17 protein-coding genes are annotated in these 16,414 nt (G+C 56.5%); 12 read left to right on the top strand and 5 right to left on the bottom strand.

The window, feature by feature from the left end; all coding sequences use genetic code 11:
* The first annotated feature begins 89 nt into the window (after positions 1–89).
* From MWC30_RS11615 to nusB, 3 genes are all read left to right on the top strand, one after another.
* Positions 90–1,319, top strand: a complete 1,230-nt coding sequence (locus tag MWC30_RS11615) for a bifunctional 3,4-dihydroxy-2-butanone-4-phosphate synthase/GTP cyclohydrolase II (RefSeq protein ID WP_244084348.1) — start codon at positions 90–92, stop codon at positions 1,317–1,319.
* Entirely contained in the window at positions 1,316–1,783 is a 468-nt protein-coding gene (ribE, locus tag MWC30_RS11610; RefSeq protein WP_244084347.1) for a 6,7-dimethyl-8-ribityllumazine synthase, read from the top strand. Before MWC30_RS11615 ends, ribE begins: the two co-directional genes overlap by 4 nt.
* Before the next feature lie 225 nt (positions 1,784–2,008).
* The gene (gene nusB, locus MWC30_RS11605; RefSeq protein WP_244084346.1) at positions 2,009–2,479 is read left to right on the top strand and encodes a transcription antitermination factor NusB; all 471 of its coding nucleotides are present in this window, start codon (positions 2,009–2,011) and stop codon (positions 2,477–2,479) included.
* Between the two features lie 6 nt (positions 2,480–2,485).
* Here the strand turns inward: nusB and MWC30_RS11600 are convergent, their stop codons facing one another.
* Both MWC30_RS11600 and MWC30_RS11595 read right to left on the bottom strand, forming a co-directional pair.
* On the bottom strand, positions 2,486–2,908 hold the full coding sequence (locus MWC30_RS11600) for a hypothetical protein (RefSeq protein WP_244084345.1): 423 nt from the start codon (positions 2,906–2,908) through the stop codon (positions 2,486–2,488).
* A gap of 341 nt (positions 2,909–3,249) precedes the next feature.
* Positions 3,250–3,441, bottom strand: a complete 192-nt coding sequence (locus tag MWC30_RS11595; RefSeq protein ID WP_244084344.1) for a hydrogenase maturation nickel metallochaperone HypA — start codon at positions 3,439–3,441, stop codon at positions 3,250–3,252.
* Positions 3,442–3,727: 286 nt separating this feature from the next.
* Between MWC30_RS11595 and MWC30_RS11590 the strand changes: the two genes are divergently transcribed.
* Positions 3,728–5,047: a M48 family metallopeptidase gene (locus tag MWC30_RS11590; protein WP_244084343.1), complete on the top strand. Its 1,320-nt coding sequence runs from the start codon at positions 3,728–3,730 to the stop codon at positions 5,045–5,047.
* 2 nt (positions 5,048–5,049) lie between these two features.
* A complete protein-coding gene (locus MWC30_RS11585; protein WP_244084342.1) occupies positions 5,050–5,760 on the top strand; it encodes a DUF554 domain-containing protein in 711 nt (236 codons plus the stop codon).
* A 92-nt stretch (positions 5,761–5,852) separates the two neighbouring features.
* On the opposite strand, the gene MWC30_RS11580 is transcribed toward MWC30_RS11585, so the two are convergent.
* The 3 genes from MWC30_RS11580 to MWC30_RS11570 are packed head-to-tail and all read right to left on the bottom strand — an operon-like array spanning position 5,853 to position 10,216.
* Complete coding sequence (locus MWC30_RS11580; protein ID WP_244084341.1) at positions 5,853–7,697, bottom strand: ABC transporter ATP-binding protein; 1,845 nt, start codon at positions 7,695–7,697, stop codon at positions 5,853–5,855.
* A gap of 24 nt (positions 7,698–7,721) precedes the next feature.
* On the bottom strand, positions 7,722–9,521 hold the full coding sequence (locus MWC30_RS11575) for an ABC transporter ATP-binding protein (protein WP_244084340.1): 1,800 nt from the start codon (positions 9,519–9,521) through the stop codon (positions 7,722–7,724).
* A gap of 14 nt (positions 9,522–9,535) precedes the next feature.
* Positions 9,536–10,216 carry a flavodoxin family protein gene (locus MWC30_RS11570; RefSeq protein WP_244084339.1) on the bottom strand — a complete coding sequence of 227 codons (681 nt, stop codon included), beginning with the start codon at positions 10,214–10,216 and terminating at the stop codon, positions 9,536–9,538.
* Between the two features lie 168 nt (positions 10,217–10,384).
* Here MWC30_RS11570 and MWC30_RS11565 point away from each other — a divergent pair, with 168 nt between their 5' ends.
* The 7 genes from MWC30_RS11565 (at position 10,385) to MWC30_RS11535 (ending at position 16,387) form a co-directional block, all read left to right on the top strand.
* A complete protein-coding gene (locus tag MWC30_RS11565; protein WP_244084338.1) occupies positions 10,385–11,731 on the top strand; it encodes a TrpB-like pyridoxal phosphate-dependent enzyme in 1,347 nt (448 codons plus the stop codon).
* An 82-nt stretch (positions 11,732–11,813) separates the two neighbouring features.
* The gene (locus MWC30_RS11560; RefSeq protein ID WP_244084337.1) at positions 11,814–12,245 is read left to right on the top strand and encodes a hypothetical protein; all 432 of its coding nucleotides are present in this window, start codon (positions 11,814–11,816) and stop codon (positions 12,243–12,245) included.
* 45 nt (positions 12,246–12,290) lie between these two features.
* A complete protein-coding gene (locus MWC30_RS11555; protein WP_244084336.1) occupies positions 12,291–12,740 on the top strand; it encodes a hypothetical protein in 450 nt (149 codons plus the stop codon).
* Positions 12,741–12,823: 83 nt separating this feature from the next.
* On the top strand, positions 12,824–13,837 hold the full coding sequence (locus tag MWC30_RS11550) for a TRAP transporter substrate-binding protein (protein WP_244084335.1): 1,014 nt from the start codon (positions 12,824–12,826) through the stop codon (positions 13,835–13,837).
* A gap of 108 nt (positions 13,838–13,945) precedes the next feature.
* Positions 13,946–14,470, top strand: coding sequence for a TRAP transporter small permease (locus tag MWC30_RS11545; protein WP_244084334.1), 525 nt, complete (start codon positions 13,946–13,948; stop codon positions 14,468–14,470).
* Positions 14,463–15,767, top strand: a complete 1,305-nt coding sequence (locus MWC30_RS11540; protein ID WP_244084333.1) for a TRAP transporter large permease — start codon at positions 14,463–14,465, stop codon at positions 15,765–15,767. The genes MWC30_RS11545 and MWC30_RS11540 overlap by 8 nt, the downstream gene beginning before the upstream one ends.
* Positions 15,768–15,871: 104 nt before the next feature.
* Entirely contained in the window at positions 15,872–16,387 is a 516-nt protein-coding gene (locus MWC30_RS11535; protein ID WP_244084332.1) for a universal stress protein, read from the top strand.
* Positions 16,388–16,414 lie beyond the last annotated feature (27 nt).

The raw sequence follows: 16,414 nt of genomic DNA, 5'->3' as shown, positions 1-16,414 counted from the left end.
TCATGCTATAGAATCCAGGCTCAAGAATTTTCCCGAGGGCCTTCACGGCCCTCATCATTTTTTCATATGTATATAAGGAGTGCTGCAAAATGCCTGTGGCAAGCATCCCCGAGGCTTTGGAAGACATTCGCCAGGGCAAGATCGTCATTCTGGTGGACGACGAAGACCGTGAGAACGAAGGGGACCTCTGCATGGCCGCCGAGAAGGTCACCCCTGAAGCCATCAATTTCATGGCCAAACATGGGCGGGGGCTGATCTGCCTTTCCCTTTCCCCGGAGTATGTGGAGCGTCTCAAGCTTTCCATGATGGTCACCGACAACCGGTCTCCCTACCAGACCGCTTTCACGGTCTCTATCGAAGCCCGTCATGGAGTCACCACGGGAATCAGCGCGGCGGACCGCGCTCACACGATTCTGACGGCCATTGCAGACGATGCGAAGCCGGAAGACCTCGTGAGCCCCGGGCATATATTCCCGCTCCGCGCCCGAAAGGGCGGCGTGCTTTTCAGGACCGGTCAGACGGAAGGATCTGTTGATCTCTCCCGCATGGCAGGGTTGAGAGCGGCCGGGGTCATCTGTGAAATCATGAAAGATGACGGGACGATGGCCAGAATGCCCGATCTGGAGGTCTTTGCCGCCGAACATGATCTGAAGATCGTCACGGTCGCAGACCTCATCAACTACCGCATGCAGCACGAGATGTTCGTCCGCCGGGCTGCAGAGGCAATGCTGCCCTCAGCCTTCGGCGGTGAATTCCGGTGCATTGTCTACAACAACGCCATCGATGACTACAGCCATATTGCGCTGGTAAAGGGGGAGATCACGCCGGAAGACGAAGTGCTGGTCCGGGTGCATTCCGAATGTCTCACGGGGGATGTCTTCGGATCCCTCCGGTGCGACTGCGGGTCCCAGCTCCGGGCGGCCATGATGCAAATCGACCGGACCGGCAAGGGTGTGGTCCTCTATATGCGCAACCATGAAGGAAGAGGCATCGGGATTGTCAATAAGATCAAAGCCTACGCCCTTCAGGAACAGGGTTACGATACCGTCGAGGCCAACCGGGTGCTGGGCTTCAAGGATGATCTCCGGGATTACGGCATTGGAGCCCAGATCCTGGTGGATTTGGGGATCCGGAAGATGCGCCTCATGACCAACAATCCCAAGAAGATTGTCGGCCTGCAGGGTTACGGCATCACCGTCACGGAACGGGTTCCCCTGGAAATCCCGCCCAATGAATGCAACATCCAATACTTGACCACCAAATGCGCCAAAATGGGGCATCTCATCAGCTGCATTGAAGAAAGGGAAGCCAAGAAATGAAAATCTATGAAGGGAACCTTCTCGCCCAGGATCTTCGCTTTGGTATCATTGTCAGCCGCTTCAACGATTTCATCGGGGAGCGATTGGTGGGTGGGGCCATGGATGCCCTCAAACGCAGCGGAGCGGATGAAAAGGACATCGACCTGTTCAAGGTGCCCGGCGCCTTCGAAATACCCCTCGTGGCAAAAAAGGTAGCCAAGAGCGGTCGGTATGATGCCGTCATTTGCCTCGGCGCCGTCATACGCGGAGCAACACCTCACTTCGACTACGTTGCCAACGAGGTCTCCAAGGGCATTGCCCATGTCAGCCTGGAGACGGATATTCCCATCGCTTTCGGCGTCCTCACGACGGACACCCTGGAACAGGCCATCGAACGGGCGGGCTCCAAGGCGGGCAACAAGGGCTGGGACGCAGCCATGGCCGCCATCGAGATGGCCAACCTCCTCAGGGGCATCAACCCGTAGGGAAGTTTTTATACGCATTAAGGCTTGGAAACTCCCTTTTTGCAGGATGCCGCTCCTACAAAAAACAGGGAACCATCGAAGCGAAAGTTTTATACCTCATCGAGCATAGAAGTGTGTCCAAAAGCTTTTAATGACACACGATCACGATCGATCATGGCATGACGGAAGTCTTTGAAAGGGGTGGGCCTCCAGCCGCCCCTTTGGCTTCTTCGGGGATCAGGAAAAGTGAAATCTAAAGTGAGTCGCAGAAGGCGTTCCCGTGAAATCGCACTCCAGGTGCTATATGCCATGGAGATGAGTGAAACGCCTCCCGAGCAGGCCATGGAACTGTACTATCGACTTTTTGAGGATGACGAGGATCTCGACGTCGATATCCCCATGGAAGTGAGGCCCTTTGCCGAGAAGCTCATCATGGGGGTCGAGCTGCACCAGAGCGAATTGGACGCCTTGATTGGCTCTGCCTCACAGCACTGGCGTCTCTACCGGATGCCCGTGGTGGACCGTAATATTTTGCGTATCGCGCTTTTCGAGATGCTGCACTGCCCGGACATCCCTCCCAAGGTATCCATCAACGAGGCAGTGGAGCTGGGGAAACATTTCGGGAGCGAAGACTCCGGCGCTTTCATAAACGGCATCTTAGACCACATTCTGCCGGAACTGGATGACAAGCGGCCGAAGACCGCCCCCGACGAATAGCAGGGATCAACCGGGAAACTTGATGGTGACCGTCTCCCCTTCCTCGTCCTTCTCCACGTCCACAACAACCTCAAGGCTGCTGTCCCGAATACCGAGAGCCAGGGGAATGCTGCCTTTTTCACCCTCTAAATGAGTGATCCCCTTCACGGCTTCAAAAATCTTCTCACCTATTTCTGCACCCGGATCGGGCAATTCCGACCTGCGGTATTTGGCGACGACATTCACCCTCCCGTCAGACTTCCTGGTGATGGATATTCTTTTGGCATTGTCGTTGACCCCATGGAGAACCGCCAGAGCCAACCATTTCAATGCACCATCCGCCTTATCGGGTTCTGCTTTCACGACCGACATTTCCCTCAAAAAGTCCGTCGTGGCATAGCAATCACAGAATTCTTGAACCTTCTGATGTAAACCGCCCTTATCTTTCATGGATGTATCCCTCCTTTCAGATGGATTTCCAGAGTGTACTCGAGAAATGACAAATCACTCGGACTTTCGTTCATGTACTAAACGATAGGCACGTGACCGATCAAGTCAAGCGGGATGGACAAATTACAACCATGAAAGTCAAAGAGTTTCAATGGGCTGGAGCAGAAGAGCGTATGGGAAATGGGCAGATGCCCGGTGGGAATGCGGGTCTGGACCGACCCGGCCTGGCCAGCCGAGTCGGTCCTCCCTGGATGAGGCGCGGCCTCAACAGCCCCGTGCAACCCGGGTGCTGAGGCTTGGACAAACAAGCTTTAAGAAGGATTCCCGTCTCAAGAAGGCGGCTATTTCTTGTCCGCCTTGTAGCTTTCCTGGAAAACCTGCGGATTGACGTTGGGGGAGCCGGCACCACCGCACTCGGGGATATAGCAGGAGACATCCACGAATTCACACTTCTCTTTGCATGAAGGACAGGTTTCAGGGGGCGCCTGAACATCTATGGTATTGCCACAATTGTTGCACTTAAAAATAGCCATTTTTCGCTCCTTCTGTAAAAAAAGGGGGGGTTGAAAAGACTTCGGAACAGATGGTACGAGCTTCGGCCAAAATCCTAATGTAGAAGGCAATATAACTGCTTAAAGGAGAAAAAGCAACCGATCCCATCCAACACTGGGCACGGCAGCGTCCGGACCCTTTTTCCTTTCCTTTACCGTTCGATTCCATTACTTTCATCGGTTTCACACGGGGTAACACGGAACGCATGGTCACCGGCCGTCCGGCACCTGGACGCGTCGGCTTCATTCCCCGGAAGCAACATCTAAAATGGGTAGGTCCATCATGCAGCAACCGCATCTCGTCTTGACAATCTTCCTGGCTCTTTACCTGGCTCAGGCTCTTTTTTCCTGGTGGCTGGATCGACTGAATCTCCGCCACATGGAACGTTTTGGAAAAGGGGCTCCCCCCTGTTTCGAAGGGATGCTGGATGCCTCCAAACTTTCAAAAATCACGGCCTATACCCGCGCCAAAACGCGGCTTGGCATACTCTCGGATCTCACCGCCCAGGGGATACTTCTGCTGCTCATTCTTTCGGGCTTCATGACCGCTTTGGGAAACCGGCTGTTCAGTCATGAGGTGCACAGCATCCTCGCCGGGCTTCTTTTTTTTACCATCCCGGGCTTCCTGCTGTTCCTGGCGGAGCTCCCCTTCGATTACTATCACACCTTCGTCATCGAGGAGGCGTTCGGATTCAACCGCACGACACTCCGAACCTGGGTAGTAGATCATCTCAAGTCGGGACTGGTCTCCCTGTGTCTGTTCACTGTGATCCTGAGCGCCACACTGACGGTGGTTCAAAGCTCCCCCACCCGCTGGTGGCTGTGGGCTTTCGCCATTGTCTCCGGTATTCAGATCGTATTGGTCCTGCTGTACCCCGTCGTTCTTGCGCCCCTGTTCAACAAGTTTGTCCCGCTTCAGGATAATATGGAGCTGTCGGAGAAAATAGGTGCCCTGATGCAGCAGAACGGAATCCAGGTCAGAAAAATTTTGCAGATGGATGCCGGACGGCGGAGCCGCCACACCAACGCCTACTTCACCGGGCTGGGAAAGACGAAACAAATCGTGCTCTACGATACGCTCCTCGAAGCCCATTCCCGTGATGAAATCCTTTCGGTCCTGGCCCATGAGGTGGGGCATTACAAAGAGAAACATGTGCCCAAACAGCTCCTCTTCTTCGAGCTCTCCCTCCTGGCGGGCTTCTACCTGACTTACAGGATCATGGAATGGCCTGCCGTTTATGCCGCCTTCGGTTTTGAAAGCTCCCAAACCTACGCAGGGCTCTTTCTCGTCGGCATCGCCTGGCAGAAAGCGGGATTTTTTTTGCAGCCCTTTTACACGGGGCTTTCCCGGCACTTCGAACGGCAGGCGGACCTGTTCGCCGCACGCTTTCTGAAGACGCCGGACCATCTCGTGGCAGCCCTCAAACGCATGGCCCTCGACAATCTATCAAATCTCGCTCCTCATCCCCTCTATGTGCGGTTTCATTACTCCCACCCGCCCCTCGTGGAACGGATCACCTTCCTGGACACGGCCGGCCGGAGCAGTGGAGCAGAAAAAACAGGTTCGACCCTGGAAAGGAGACACTGAATATGGTAGGCACCCTCATCAACGCGGGGACGATTTTGGCCGGAAGCCTCCTGGGCGTGACCATCGGCTCGCGGCTTTCGGAAAAGATGCGCGACACGGCGCTCCAGGGCCTCGGACTCGTCACGGTCCTGGTGGGGCTGCAGATGGCCCTGGAAACCAAGAATATCCTCATTGTCCTGGGAGCCATTCTGACCGGTTCCATCCTGGGAGAAATCCTCAGGATCGACGATGCGCTGAAAAAGCTCGGAGCCCTTTTGCAGTCGGCACTGTCCCGCGGCAGCAAAGGAAACACCGCTCGCAATATCAGTGAAGGCTTTGTCATGGCCAGCCTTGTTTTCTGCGTGGGTCCCATGGCCATCCTGGGCTCCATTCAGGACGGTCTGACGGGAGACTACCGGACGCTGGCCGTGAAATCCATGCTGGACGGCTTTGCATCCATCGCCTTTTCCGCGAGCCTCGGCTGGGGGATTTCCCTCTCGGCCCTCAGTGTCCTGATTTATCAGGGGGGATTGACCCTCTTCGCCGGCATTTTCGCCAAGGTCCTCACGGACCCCATGATCGCCGAAATGACGGCCACCGGGGGACTCATCATCGTGGGAATCGGGCTCAAGCTCCTGGACCTCAAGGAGCTTCGCCTGGCGAACTTCCTGCCGGCCCTGGCCATGGCCCCCCTCCTTGTCGCCCTCGTGCCCTTCATTCGATCCTTTTTCTGACTCCAACTGAGGACCAAAAGCCGTCCAGCATCCCAGCGCCATACCGGCAGGCTTTCCTGTGAGGGTCCGACATTCAGGACCCTCGTTCAGGCTCAAACAGTTTCCTCACCGCTGTCAGAGGCTGCGAGGCGAAGCCCGCCCCCCCGGCCGTCTCCATTTTGCAGGGACTGGAGGTGAGAATAGAGCCCGCCCCGGGCCATGAGGTCTTCATGGGTTCCCTGCTCCACGATACGCCCGTGGTCCATGACGAGGATGCGTTGGGCACGCCGTATGGTGGAGAGGCGATGGGCGATGACGATGCTCGTACGGTTCGCCATGGCCGCCTGGATGGCCTGTTCGATGAGCATCTCCGTTTCGGTGTCGACGTTGGCCGTGGCCTCGTCCAGCACGAGGATGCGGGGGTTGCGCGCGAGGACCCGCGCAAAGGCCAGCAGCTGCTTCTGGCCCGCGGAAAAATCCATGGCGCCCTCGCCGATCTTCGTGTCCAACCCCCGGGGCAGGTTCTTCACCAGCTCCGACAATTGTGAAAGGCGAACGATGCGATCCAGCTCTTCCTCGGGCATGTGACGGTCCAGGAGGATATTCTCCCGGATACTCCCAGGCACAATGAAAACGTCCTGCATGACCAGGCCGATTTGATCCCGGAGCCAGCGAAGATCCAGCCGGCGCAGATCCGTTCCGTCAAGGCGGATGCTTCCCTCCAGGGGGTCGTACAGCCGCTCCAACAGGTTGATGAGCGTCGTCTTGCCGGAGCCCGTGGCCCCCACGACAGCCAGGGTTTCCCCCGGCTGCACTTCGAAAGAAAGGTCTTTCAACACGGGCCGGCCCGCCTCATATTCAAATTCCACTCCCTCGAAGGCGATATGCCCGTTCACCCTCGCCGGGGAAAGAGGCTCGGGAGGAACAGGCAGCATCTCCCTCGTTTCCAGCAGATGAAAGATGCGCTCCGCCGACGCCATGGCCGACTGCACGATGGAATACTTCTGGGAAAGCTCCCGCAGGGGCTGAAAGAAAAGGCGCATGTAGGAAATGAATGCCGTCAGGACACCCAGGGTCATGTGCTCGCGCAGGATTTCCCCGCCGCCGTACCAGATGATGAGAGCCAGAGACGCCGAGCTCATGACTTCAATGAGGGGAATGAAAATCCCGAAAATCCGGATCTGGTAAAGAGCCGACTGATAGTAGCGGTCGTTCAGTTGCCGGAACTGGCCGTGAGCGTCTTTTTCCCTCAGAAAAATCTGGATCACCGAGATCCCCGAAACGATCTCCTGGATGTAGGCATTGATGCCGGCCAGATGCGTACGGATCCGCCGGAAGGCATCCCGGCTCAGCCGGCCGAAATACACCGTGATGACGAGCATGATGGGGAACGTCAGGCTGAGGATCAGCGCCAGCCGCCAGTTCATCCAGAAAAGGATGCCCAGGATTCCTGCAAGCTTCACACCGTCGTTGAATAAGGTGACGATGACGGACGTGAACATTTCATACATATTTTGAATGTCATTGGTCAGGCGGGTCACCAGCCGACCGACGGAATGCCTGTGAAAAAAGGAAAGGTTCAGCTGCAGGATGTGTTGGAAAAGATGCTGCCTCAGAGCGTGCATGATGCGCTGGCCCGTCCATTCCAGAACCATCACCTGGAAGAAATTCACCACGAATCCCGCCAGCACCACTGCCAGAAAGATTCCACCCAGCCGCGCCAGACCTTCGATCCGCTCATCCGTGCCGAGACTGCTGTCGATGATATAGCGGTCCATCCCCAGCTGGACAAGGCGCGGCAGGAGCAGTGTCGATGCGGTGATCCCCAGGGCCAGAATCACCGCCAGTGCGATCCAGCGCCACTGGGGAAGGATAAACACCAGGAGGTTCCGCCAGAGCTTGATGTCCCCGATCCGCCCGATCTGATCCTCTTCGAAATACCCGTACTCGTGATTCATATGACCTGTCCCACCCGGCCGGCCCTACGCCCGCTCGGTTTGCTGGCGGTAAATGGTGGCGTAAAAGGGGCTGTGCTCCAGGAGGTGTGCATGGCTCCCCCGTTCCACGATGCGTCCTCCCTCCATGACGACAATCTCCTGGGCGTCCGCCAGGGGAGCGACCCGGTGAGACACGACGATGCAGGTGCGCCCTTTCAGATAGCTCGCAATGGAGCCGATGATGGCGTGCTCGGTCTCCATGTCCACGGCGGAAAGTCCGTCATCGATGATGAGAATGGGCCGGTCCAGGAGGAGTGCCCGCGCTATGGCCAGCCGCTGACGCTGCCCCCCCGAAAGCTTGACTCCTTTCTCTCCGATGCGGGTCTCGTACCCGTTGGGCATGGCCACGATTTCATCGTGGATGGCTGCCGCCCGCGCCACGGTCTCGATTTCCGCCGGAGTCGCCTCGGGCTTTCCCATGGAGATGTTGAAGGCAATGGTGTTGGAAAACAGGACGACCTCCTGGGGCACATAGGCGATGGCGCCTCGAACGGTCGAAAACGGCACGGTGTTCACATCCATGCCGTCAAAGAAAATGGTCCCATCCTGCACGGGATAGAGCCTGGCCAGGAGATGACACAGCGTTGTCTTGCCCGAGCCGGTCTTCCCGACGATACCGAGGAAAACACCGGGAGGGATGTGAAGATCGATCCCGCGAAGCACCTCTCCCTGATCCTCATGGCCGAGATAGGAAAACGACAACCCCCGCAGGGAAATTTCCCCTCGGGAGAGGGAAACGGGCCGGGGGAAGACAGGATCCTTCAACTTCGGTTCTTCCAGCAACAGCTCCTGAATGCGGGCCAGGGAGGTGATGCCCCGCTGGAAAAGGTCAGTCACCCAACCCAAAGCCATCATGGGCCAGGTCATGAGAAAAAGATAGGTGATGAAGGCCACGAAATCGCCCACGGTAATGCGGCCCTGGATCGTCATGCGACCTCCGAAGAAGAGAACCAGCAGCATGCTGATATTCCCGACGAACCCCGACACGGGAAAGAGGGTTCCGTAGATTTTCGCCAGCCGCAGGTTGTCCGTCACGTAGGCTTCCCCCAGGGCGTTGAAGCGGGACGCCTGGTAGCTTTCCTGGTTGTACGCCTTGATGAGGCGAATGGACGCAAAGGTGGAGCGCACAAACTCCGTCATGGACGAAAACTGCTCCTGTACTTTGCGGAACCGGCGATGCAGGCGGGCGGAGAGAAAGCGGGTGAGGAGGGCCAGCACCGGCATGGGAGCGATGGCGATGGCGGTCAGAAGGGGATCGATGTATGCCATGAAGGCGATGGCCGCCATACCCATGAAGACGGCATCCACAAAGGCCACCAGCCCCATGCCGCCGGCCAGCTGGACGGATGAAAGATCGTTGGTGGCGAGGGCCATGATTTCACCGGGAGGCTTCCGCTGGAAGAAAGCCCGGTCAAGGGAAAGGATGTGTGAAAACATGCGATTGCGAAGGTCGGTTTCCAGCAGCCGCGAGAACCCCAGGAGCAGATTCCTCCAGAGAAACCGCATGGCCGCGATGAGAAGAGCCAGCAGGACGATGAAGGCCCCGTAATCAAGGAGCCTGGAGGGGGTTGCGGTGCCCTCCTGCAGGGAATCCACCGCCACTTTCACGATGCGGGGAATGACCAGCTGAAGGAAATCGACGGCAATGAGGGTCAAAAACCCGAAAACCACCCGTGGCGCATGCTGTTTGAAATAGGGCAGCACGATGCGGAAAGCCCCCCACGGGTTCTTTTCCCCTGCGGCTCCCTTCTGCCCTGAAGAGTGTGATGTAAAAAGTCTTTTCACCCGATGAACTGCCCTTACCCCTTCCCCCCGTCTTGAACCGCTCCAGCGAAATCGCGTCCAGCTTCGTAGGCTTTCTTAAGATAATCGGGATGTTCGAGGATATCCCCCTCGAAATCCATTCCTCGATAAAGCAAGGATTTCCAGAGCTCCATGTCAAGGGTATCGAAGAAATACTTGAGTGTCAGATGAACACCGTCGAAGAGCTTTGGCCCTTTCGTTGCCCCGACGGAAATGAAAAGCCCTTTGCGCGTGGGTTGGGTCTTCCCAAAAACCGCGCCGTCGATCCAATACTTCTTGACCCACAGGGACTGGCATCGGTCCATGAGGATTTTCGTGTGGGCGCTGACCGTGTAAAAGAATATGGGAGAGGCGAGCATCAAGCCGTCGCAGGCCACCAGGCGATCATAGACCCCCTGGAAATCATCCTGAATGGCGCAGCGTCCGGTGTTTTTGCAGCCGTAGATCTCCAGGCAGGGAGACATTTTCAAGTCTCGCAAGACGATCTCCTCCACCTCGGCCCCGGCATCCCGGGCGCCCTGCACGGCCTCTTTCAGCAGTCGCGATGTGTTCCCCTTACGACGGGGGCTTCCGTAAACGGCAAGGATCTTCCCCATGTCTTCTCCCTCTATCTGGACGATTCCGGTTGCAGCTTGCTCTACTCTCCCCTGTTCATTCCCCATGCATCTTGGCTTCATTTGCTTTTTTTCGTCAAGTGCAATAAAGAAACGTTCCTAAGATCTCCCAAATATAGTAGTTTGATCAAACTGCTTGTGGAACATTCGCGTTTGAAGCAGTGGATCCCTGCAATCCCCAGACGAACCTCGAAGATAAGAACTTTAAAGATCAAGGAGGGTATTCGACTCATGGACTACCGAATCATCCTGCCCGAAAAAGAAATGCCCCACCAATGGTACAACGTGCTCCCCCATTTACCGGAGCCCCTGCCTCCACCCTTGAACCCGGAAACACTCGAGCCCATTACCCCCGAGCAACTGGCCCCCATCTTTCCCATGTCCCTGATAGAGCAGGAAGTCTCTCCCATTCCCTGGATTCCCATTCCGGAACCGGTCATGGACATCTACCGGCTCTACCGCCCCACCCCTCTCGTCCGGGCTCACCGCCTGGAGGCGGCCATCGGAACCAGGGCCAAGATTTATTATAAGAATGAATCCGTTTCACCGGCAGGCTCCCACAAGCCCAACACCGCCATTCCGCAGGCATACTACAACAAAATGGAAGGGGTTCGCCGTCTCTCTACGGAAACCGGTGCGGGGCAATGGGGCACGGCACTCTCCTTTGCCTGCCAGATGTTCGGGCTCCAATGCACCGTTTACATGGTGCGGTGCAGCTATGAGCAAAAGCCCTACCGGGGGATCCTCATCAGGGCCTACGGCGCGGAGGTTTTCGCGTCTCCCTCGGAGCGCACTCAATTCGGGCGCCACATGCTCGAAACCGACCCCCATTGCGGCGGCAGCCTGGGGGTCGCCATCTCCGAAGCCATCGAGGATGCGGTCTCGCGGAGAGACACCAAGTATTCGCTGGGAAGTGTCCTCAACCACGTGGTCCTGCATCAGACCATCATGGGGCTGGAAACCAGAAAGCAGTTGGAAATAGCCGGAGAAAACCCCGATATCCTCATCGGATGCGTAGGCGGCGGCAGCAACTTCGCCGGGTTGATCCTGCCCTTTGTGCCCGATAAGCTCTCGGGCAAGTCCATGCGCTTCGTCGCCGTGGAGCCCCAGGCCTGCCCGACGCTCACACGGGGTGAATACCGCTACGATTACGGCGACGTGGCCCGCCTGACTCCGCTCCTGAAAATGCACACCCTCGGCCACAACTTCTTTCCCCCTCCCATCCACGCCGGCGGGCTGCGCTATCATGGAGAATCCCCCATTCTGAGTCATCTCGCGAAGCTGGGACTGATCGAAGCCCGAGCCTACTATCAGACGCAGGTCTTCGAAGCCGCCAAGCTCTTCCTCCAGACGGAGGGTTTTCTGCCGGCGCCGGAAACCTCCCATGCCATCAAGGCGGCCATCGACATGGCGCGCGATGCGGCCCCGGGAACAACCATCATCTTTCTCTACTCGGGACACGGATTTCTGGATCTTGGCGCCTATGACACTTATTTGCGGGGCGACCTGAAAGACGAAGAGTATTCCGCGGAAGCCATCCAGGAAGCTCTGAAAGCCTGCCCGAACGTCGGATTTTGAGGCGGATGGCGGGAGGGTATCTCACGACGAGCCCTCCCGCTTTTCCCACATGAAATGACGATGGATGCTCAAGGAGGCAGCAATGAAAAAACGATTCAGTATGCTCCTCATCCTCATTCCTCTCCTGGCCTGCCCCGGCTGTGCGGGGAAGGGCTCCTCCATTTTGCCCATGGGAGCCGGAAGCGAGCCTAAGACCTTCTGCCATGTGGTGAGTCCGCCAAATCCTCTCCTCATGGGCGGATGGCAGATTGTCTATGTCCGGACGACGGAGACGGGGGATTCCGACGCCAACCCCGTCAAATACTGGCTCGTCAAACATGGGGACCAATACGCCCTCTATTTTGACCGCGTCACGCGCGGCGGCAAGAAGCGCTTCATGGGGTGGAAAGATTGGACCATCTACGGGGATGAAATCTCTTCGGACACCGGCGTCAGGATTTTTGTGGAAAACGGTGCGGTGTATTATTCCTGGCAGGGGCAGCCACCAGGAAAGATGAAGCGCATTGAAAAGTAGACCGGCGAAAACAGGGCTGCAGGCTGCTGCGGCACAGGGTAACACATGCATCAGAAATGGATGTTCATTCTTGCCGGATCCATCATCGCCATCGGAATGATCGGATGGACACGCACGGCGTATCATCTCATCACGCATCCGCCCCAAACCGTTGCCCAGGAAGCAGGGAGCTCCATGGACAAAACGGGAGCCGATCAGGCGGCCACTTCTGCGGGCGGAGCTGCCGCTCCGTCGCAGGAGAGGGTGCTGGAGCAGGCCCGTGAAGATTTGGCAGGCCGGCTTTCGGTGGAAAAGGGCGGGATCGAGCTCCTGGAGATGCGACGGGTCACCTGGCCCGACGGCTCGCGGGGATGCCCCAAACCCGGCATGGCCTACACACAGGTGCTGGAGGACGGTTGGCTCATCCGCCTTAAAGTAGGGGACCGCATCTACGAGTATCACAGCGGCTCCGACAGCTCCCCCTTCCTTTGTGACCCGCCCGCCGGGAAAAAATAGTCGTGATTGAGGATATGGGAAAGGACACTTGGAGCACGCCTGACTGGATACATCTAACAGAACTTATTTCAGGAGGGGATTTTATGAAAAAGTTATTGCTTGTGTCGTTTTTGTCGATCGTCATAGCCTCTTTTTGCTTCATCTCGGTGCCGAGCCTCTCCTCTGCGGAGGAGATAAAGCTCAATTATTCAAGCTTCTTTCCCGCACCTCACAAGAACAGTCAACTTTCCGAAGCCTGGTGCAGGGAGGTTGAAAAACGCAGCAACGGCAAAGTGAAAATCACCTTCTTTCCCGGCGGCACCCTGACGCCGGCCGCCCAGACCTATGACGGTGTCGTCAAAGGCATCGCGGACATCGGACAGAGCTGCTTCGCCTATACCCGGGGCAAGTTTCCCCTCATGGAAGTGACAGACCTTCCGCTGGGATACAAGAGCGGGGTCCAGGCAACAAACCTGGTCAACGCTTTCTACGCTAAATTTCGGCCAAAAGAATTGGATGAAGTGAAGGTGCTCTACCTTCATGCCCATGGACCAGGCATCCTCCACTCCAAGACTCCCATCACAACACTTGAGGAACTGGCCGGCAAGAAGATTCGAGCAACGGGTCTGGCAGCCAAAATCGTCACCAGCCTGGGAGGTGCTCCTGTTGGCACGGCCATGCCTGAAACTTATGACGCCCTGCGCACGGGAGTGGCCGAAGGTGCCCTGGCGCCCATCGAATCGCTCCAGGGATGGAAATGGGGGGAGGTCATCACCTCCACCACCACCAACTACGGCTCCGCCTATACCACCGGCATGTTCATTATCATGAACAAGGCCAAATGGGACGCACTGCCTCCGGATGTACAGAAGGTTTTCGAGGAAGTAAGCCAGGAATGGATCTCCAAGCAGGGACAGCTCTGGGATGAGATCGACAAGGAGGGCATGGAATTCACCAAGGCCAGAGGCAACAAGATCCTTGCGCTTTCTCCGGAGGAGGACGCCAAATGGACTGCCAGGGTAAAACCCCTCCTGGATGAATATGTTGCGGGTGCGAAAGAAAAGGGATTACCGGGTGACGAGTCACTCAAGTTCTGCCTGGATTTCCTGAAGCAGTAAACAGTCCATTGGAATGTGAATGAACCGGAAGGGGTGACACCATGCACCCCTTTTTCATTGTATGACCCTGGAATGGAAGGCCGACCAGTCCCTTTGCGGAAGAAGCGGATGAGGAACGATTTTCCCCTGTGGGTCCTGGCGGGAGCAGGTATGGCAGGCTATCTGAAATTTTTGGAAAAATTGTGCATGCTGATGAATGTCATTGCAGGAACGGCTCTGACCTTCATCATGCTGTTGACCGTATCGGATGTAGTCTTGAGGTATTTTGGCAGGCCCATCGTCGGAACCTTCGAGATGGTCGGTTTGGGTGGGGCCATCGCCATCGGTTTCGGCATTCCCGTTACCTCCTTTTACAGAGGACATATTTTCGTCGATTTTTTTGTGCAGCGTTTCCCTAAAGGGCACCAAAAGTTGGTGCACCTCGTCACGAGAACCGCCAGTTGCACTCTCTTCCTCTGGATCGGTTATAACCTCTTCATTTATGCCAACGACCTCTTCCAATCGGGCGAAGTCTCCCTCACCCGGCAGATCCCCTTTTATCCCATTGGATACGGGATCGGTCTGTGCTGCCTGGTCCAGTGCCTGGTGTTCATCGGGGACGCGATGAAAATTTTAGGGGGGCAATATGAGTGAGGTAACGGTTGGATTGCTGGCTTTGATCATCACGCTGGTGTTGTTCTTTACAGGAATCGAACTGGCGTTCGCCATGATCATCATGGGGTTTCTCGGGTTTGGGTACCTGGTTTCATGGAATGCCGCGTCAAATCTTTTGGCTAAGGACTTTTACGATGTCCTCACCTCCTACGGCTTCAGCGTGATTCCCCTCTTCGTTCTGATGGGGCAGATTTCATTCAACTCGGGGATCGCCAAACGTCTCTTCAATGCGGCCCATAAGTTCATCGGCCATATCCCGGGCGGGCTGGCGATGGCCACCGTCGGGGGGGCGACGGTTTTCAAAGCCATCTGCGGCTCTTCACCCGCCACCTCGGCGACTTTCGCCTTTGTCGCGGTCCCCGAAATGGACCGGTTCCACTATGACAGGAGACTTTCGACGGGTGTGGTGGCGACTGTCGGCACCCTCGGGATCCTCATGCCGCCGAGTGTTACCCTGATCGTTTACGGCATCATCACGGATCTATCCATCGGAAAGCTTTTTTTGGGCGGCATCTTGCCGGGGCTCATGATCGCCATTTTCTTCCTGTGCGTCATCTACGGGTGGTGCAAGCTCAACCCGTCTCTGGGGCCCAAGAGTGAGAAATTCTCCTGGGGCGAGCGTGTCAAAACCCTGCCCGAAGTGATGATCGTACTTTTTATCTTCTCCCTCGTCATCGGCGGAATCATGGGCGGTTTTTTCACCCCGACCGAGGCGGCCAGTGTCGGCACCTTCCTCGTCCTGGTGCTGAGCCTCATCAGAAAAGACATGGATATCAAAGGCTATATCCAGTCCACTTCTGAATCCGTTCGATCCGCCTGCATGGTCATCATGCTCATCGTCGGCTCCACGGTTTTGGGTCATTTCATCACCGTGACAAAAATACCGATGATCACGGCGGACTGGATCGTGGGACTGAATGCGCCTTCCTGGTTCATCCTGATCATGATCTCTTTTATCTACCTGATCGGCGGATCCTTCATCGACGATCTGGCCTTCATGATTCTCGCAACCCCTATTTTCTACCCGGCCATCATCAAGCTCGGCTACGACCCCCTGTGGTTCGGGATCATGATCGCCATCACCGTCATGATCGGGGTCGTCATTCCACCCATGGCCATTTGCGTCTTTGTCGTCAAACAAATCACCAAGACCCCCTTCAGCATCGTCTACTCGGGCGTCTACCCGTTTTTGATCAGCCTGGTGCTCGGCGGGATCATCGTGTTTTTCTTCCCGGGACTTGCCACATGGCTTCCGTCCGTCCTGATGCCCGGGTAACCCCTGCTCATTCACAGAAGCGATGGGCATTCAGTTTGGAATAACCATCAAGCGTCATGAGGGTCCGTTGCAACCCGTCTCCTCCCAAGAAGAAAGGTTGGATCATGTTGACAACGATTAAAACCATCTTGTTTGCGACGAATCTTTCGGAAACCTGCAGGCAGGCTTTTGATTTTGCAGTCGTTCTGGCGACTCGATTTCAGGCATCCATCGTCCTGCTTCATGTCCTGGAAAAGGTGCCGGAGTCTGCCGCAGGGTATTTGAAGTCAATCGTCGGTGATGCGCGTTGGAAGGAGACCGTGGACTCACAGGAGAAGGACGCACACCAGACCCTCATGGGGATGAGATCGTCCGCCGCATTGATTCATGAAGCCCTCAGTCGGTTTTGCACCGAGGCGGGAATCGATGATGCGGCCTGCGGCTATGCGTCACGGGAGATCATCATCAGTGAGGGCGAAATTGTGGAAAACGTGATCCGCTGCGCCGAAGAGCATGGTTGCGACCTCATCATCCTTGGCACCCGGGAAGGATTTCTTTCCCACAACACCATCGGTCCGACGATTAAAGCAATTATGAGAAGGTCCAAAATTCCGGTGCTCGTCGTCCCACCCAAGGCATGAAATCGCTCGTCCACTCTGGATGAGGGT

Source organism: Desulforhabdus sp. TSK, assembly GCF_022836495.1.
Lineage (GTDB): Bacteria > Desulfobacterota > Syntrophobacteria > Syntrophobacterales > Syntrophobacteraceae > Desulforhabdus.
Note: the sequence above shows the minus strand (reverse complement) of the source record. Positions and strands in the feature narration are given on the sequence as shown.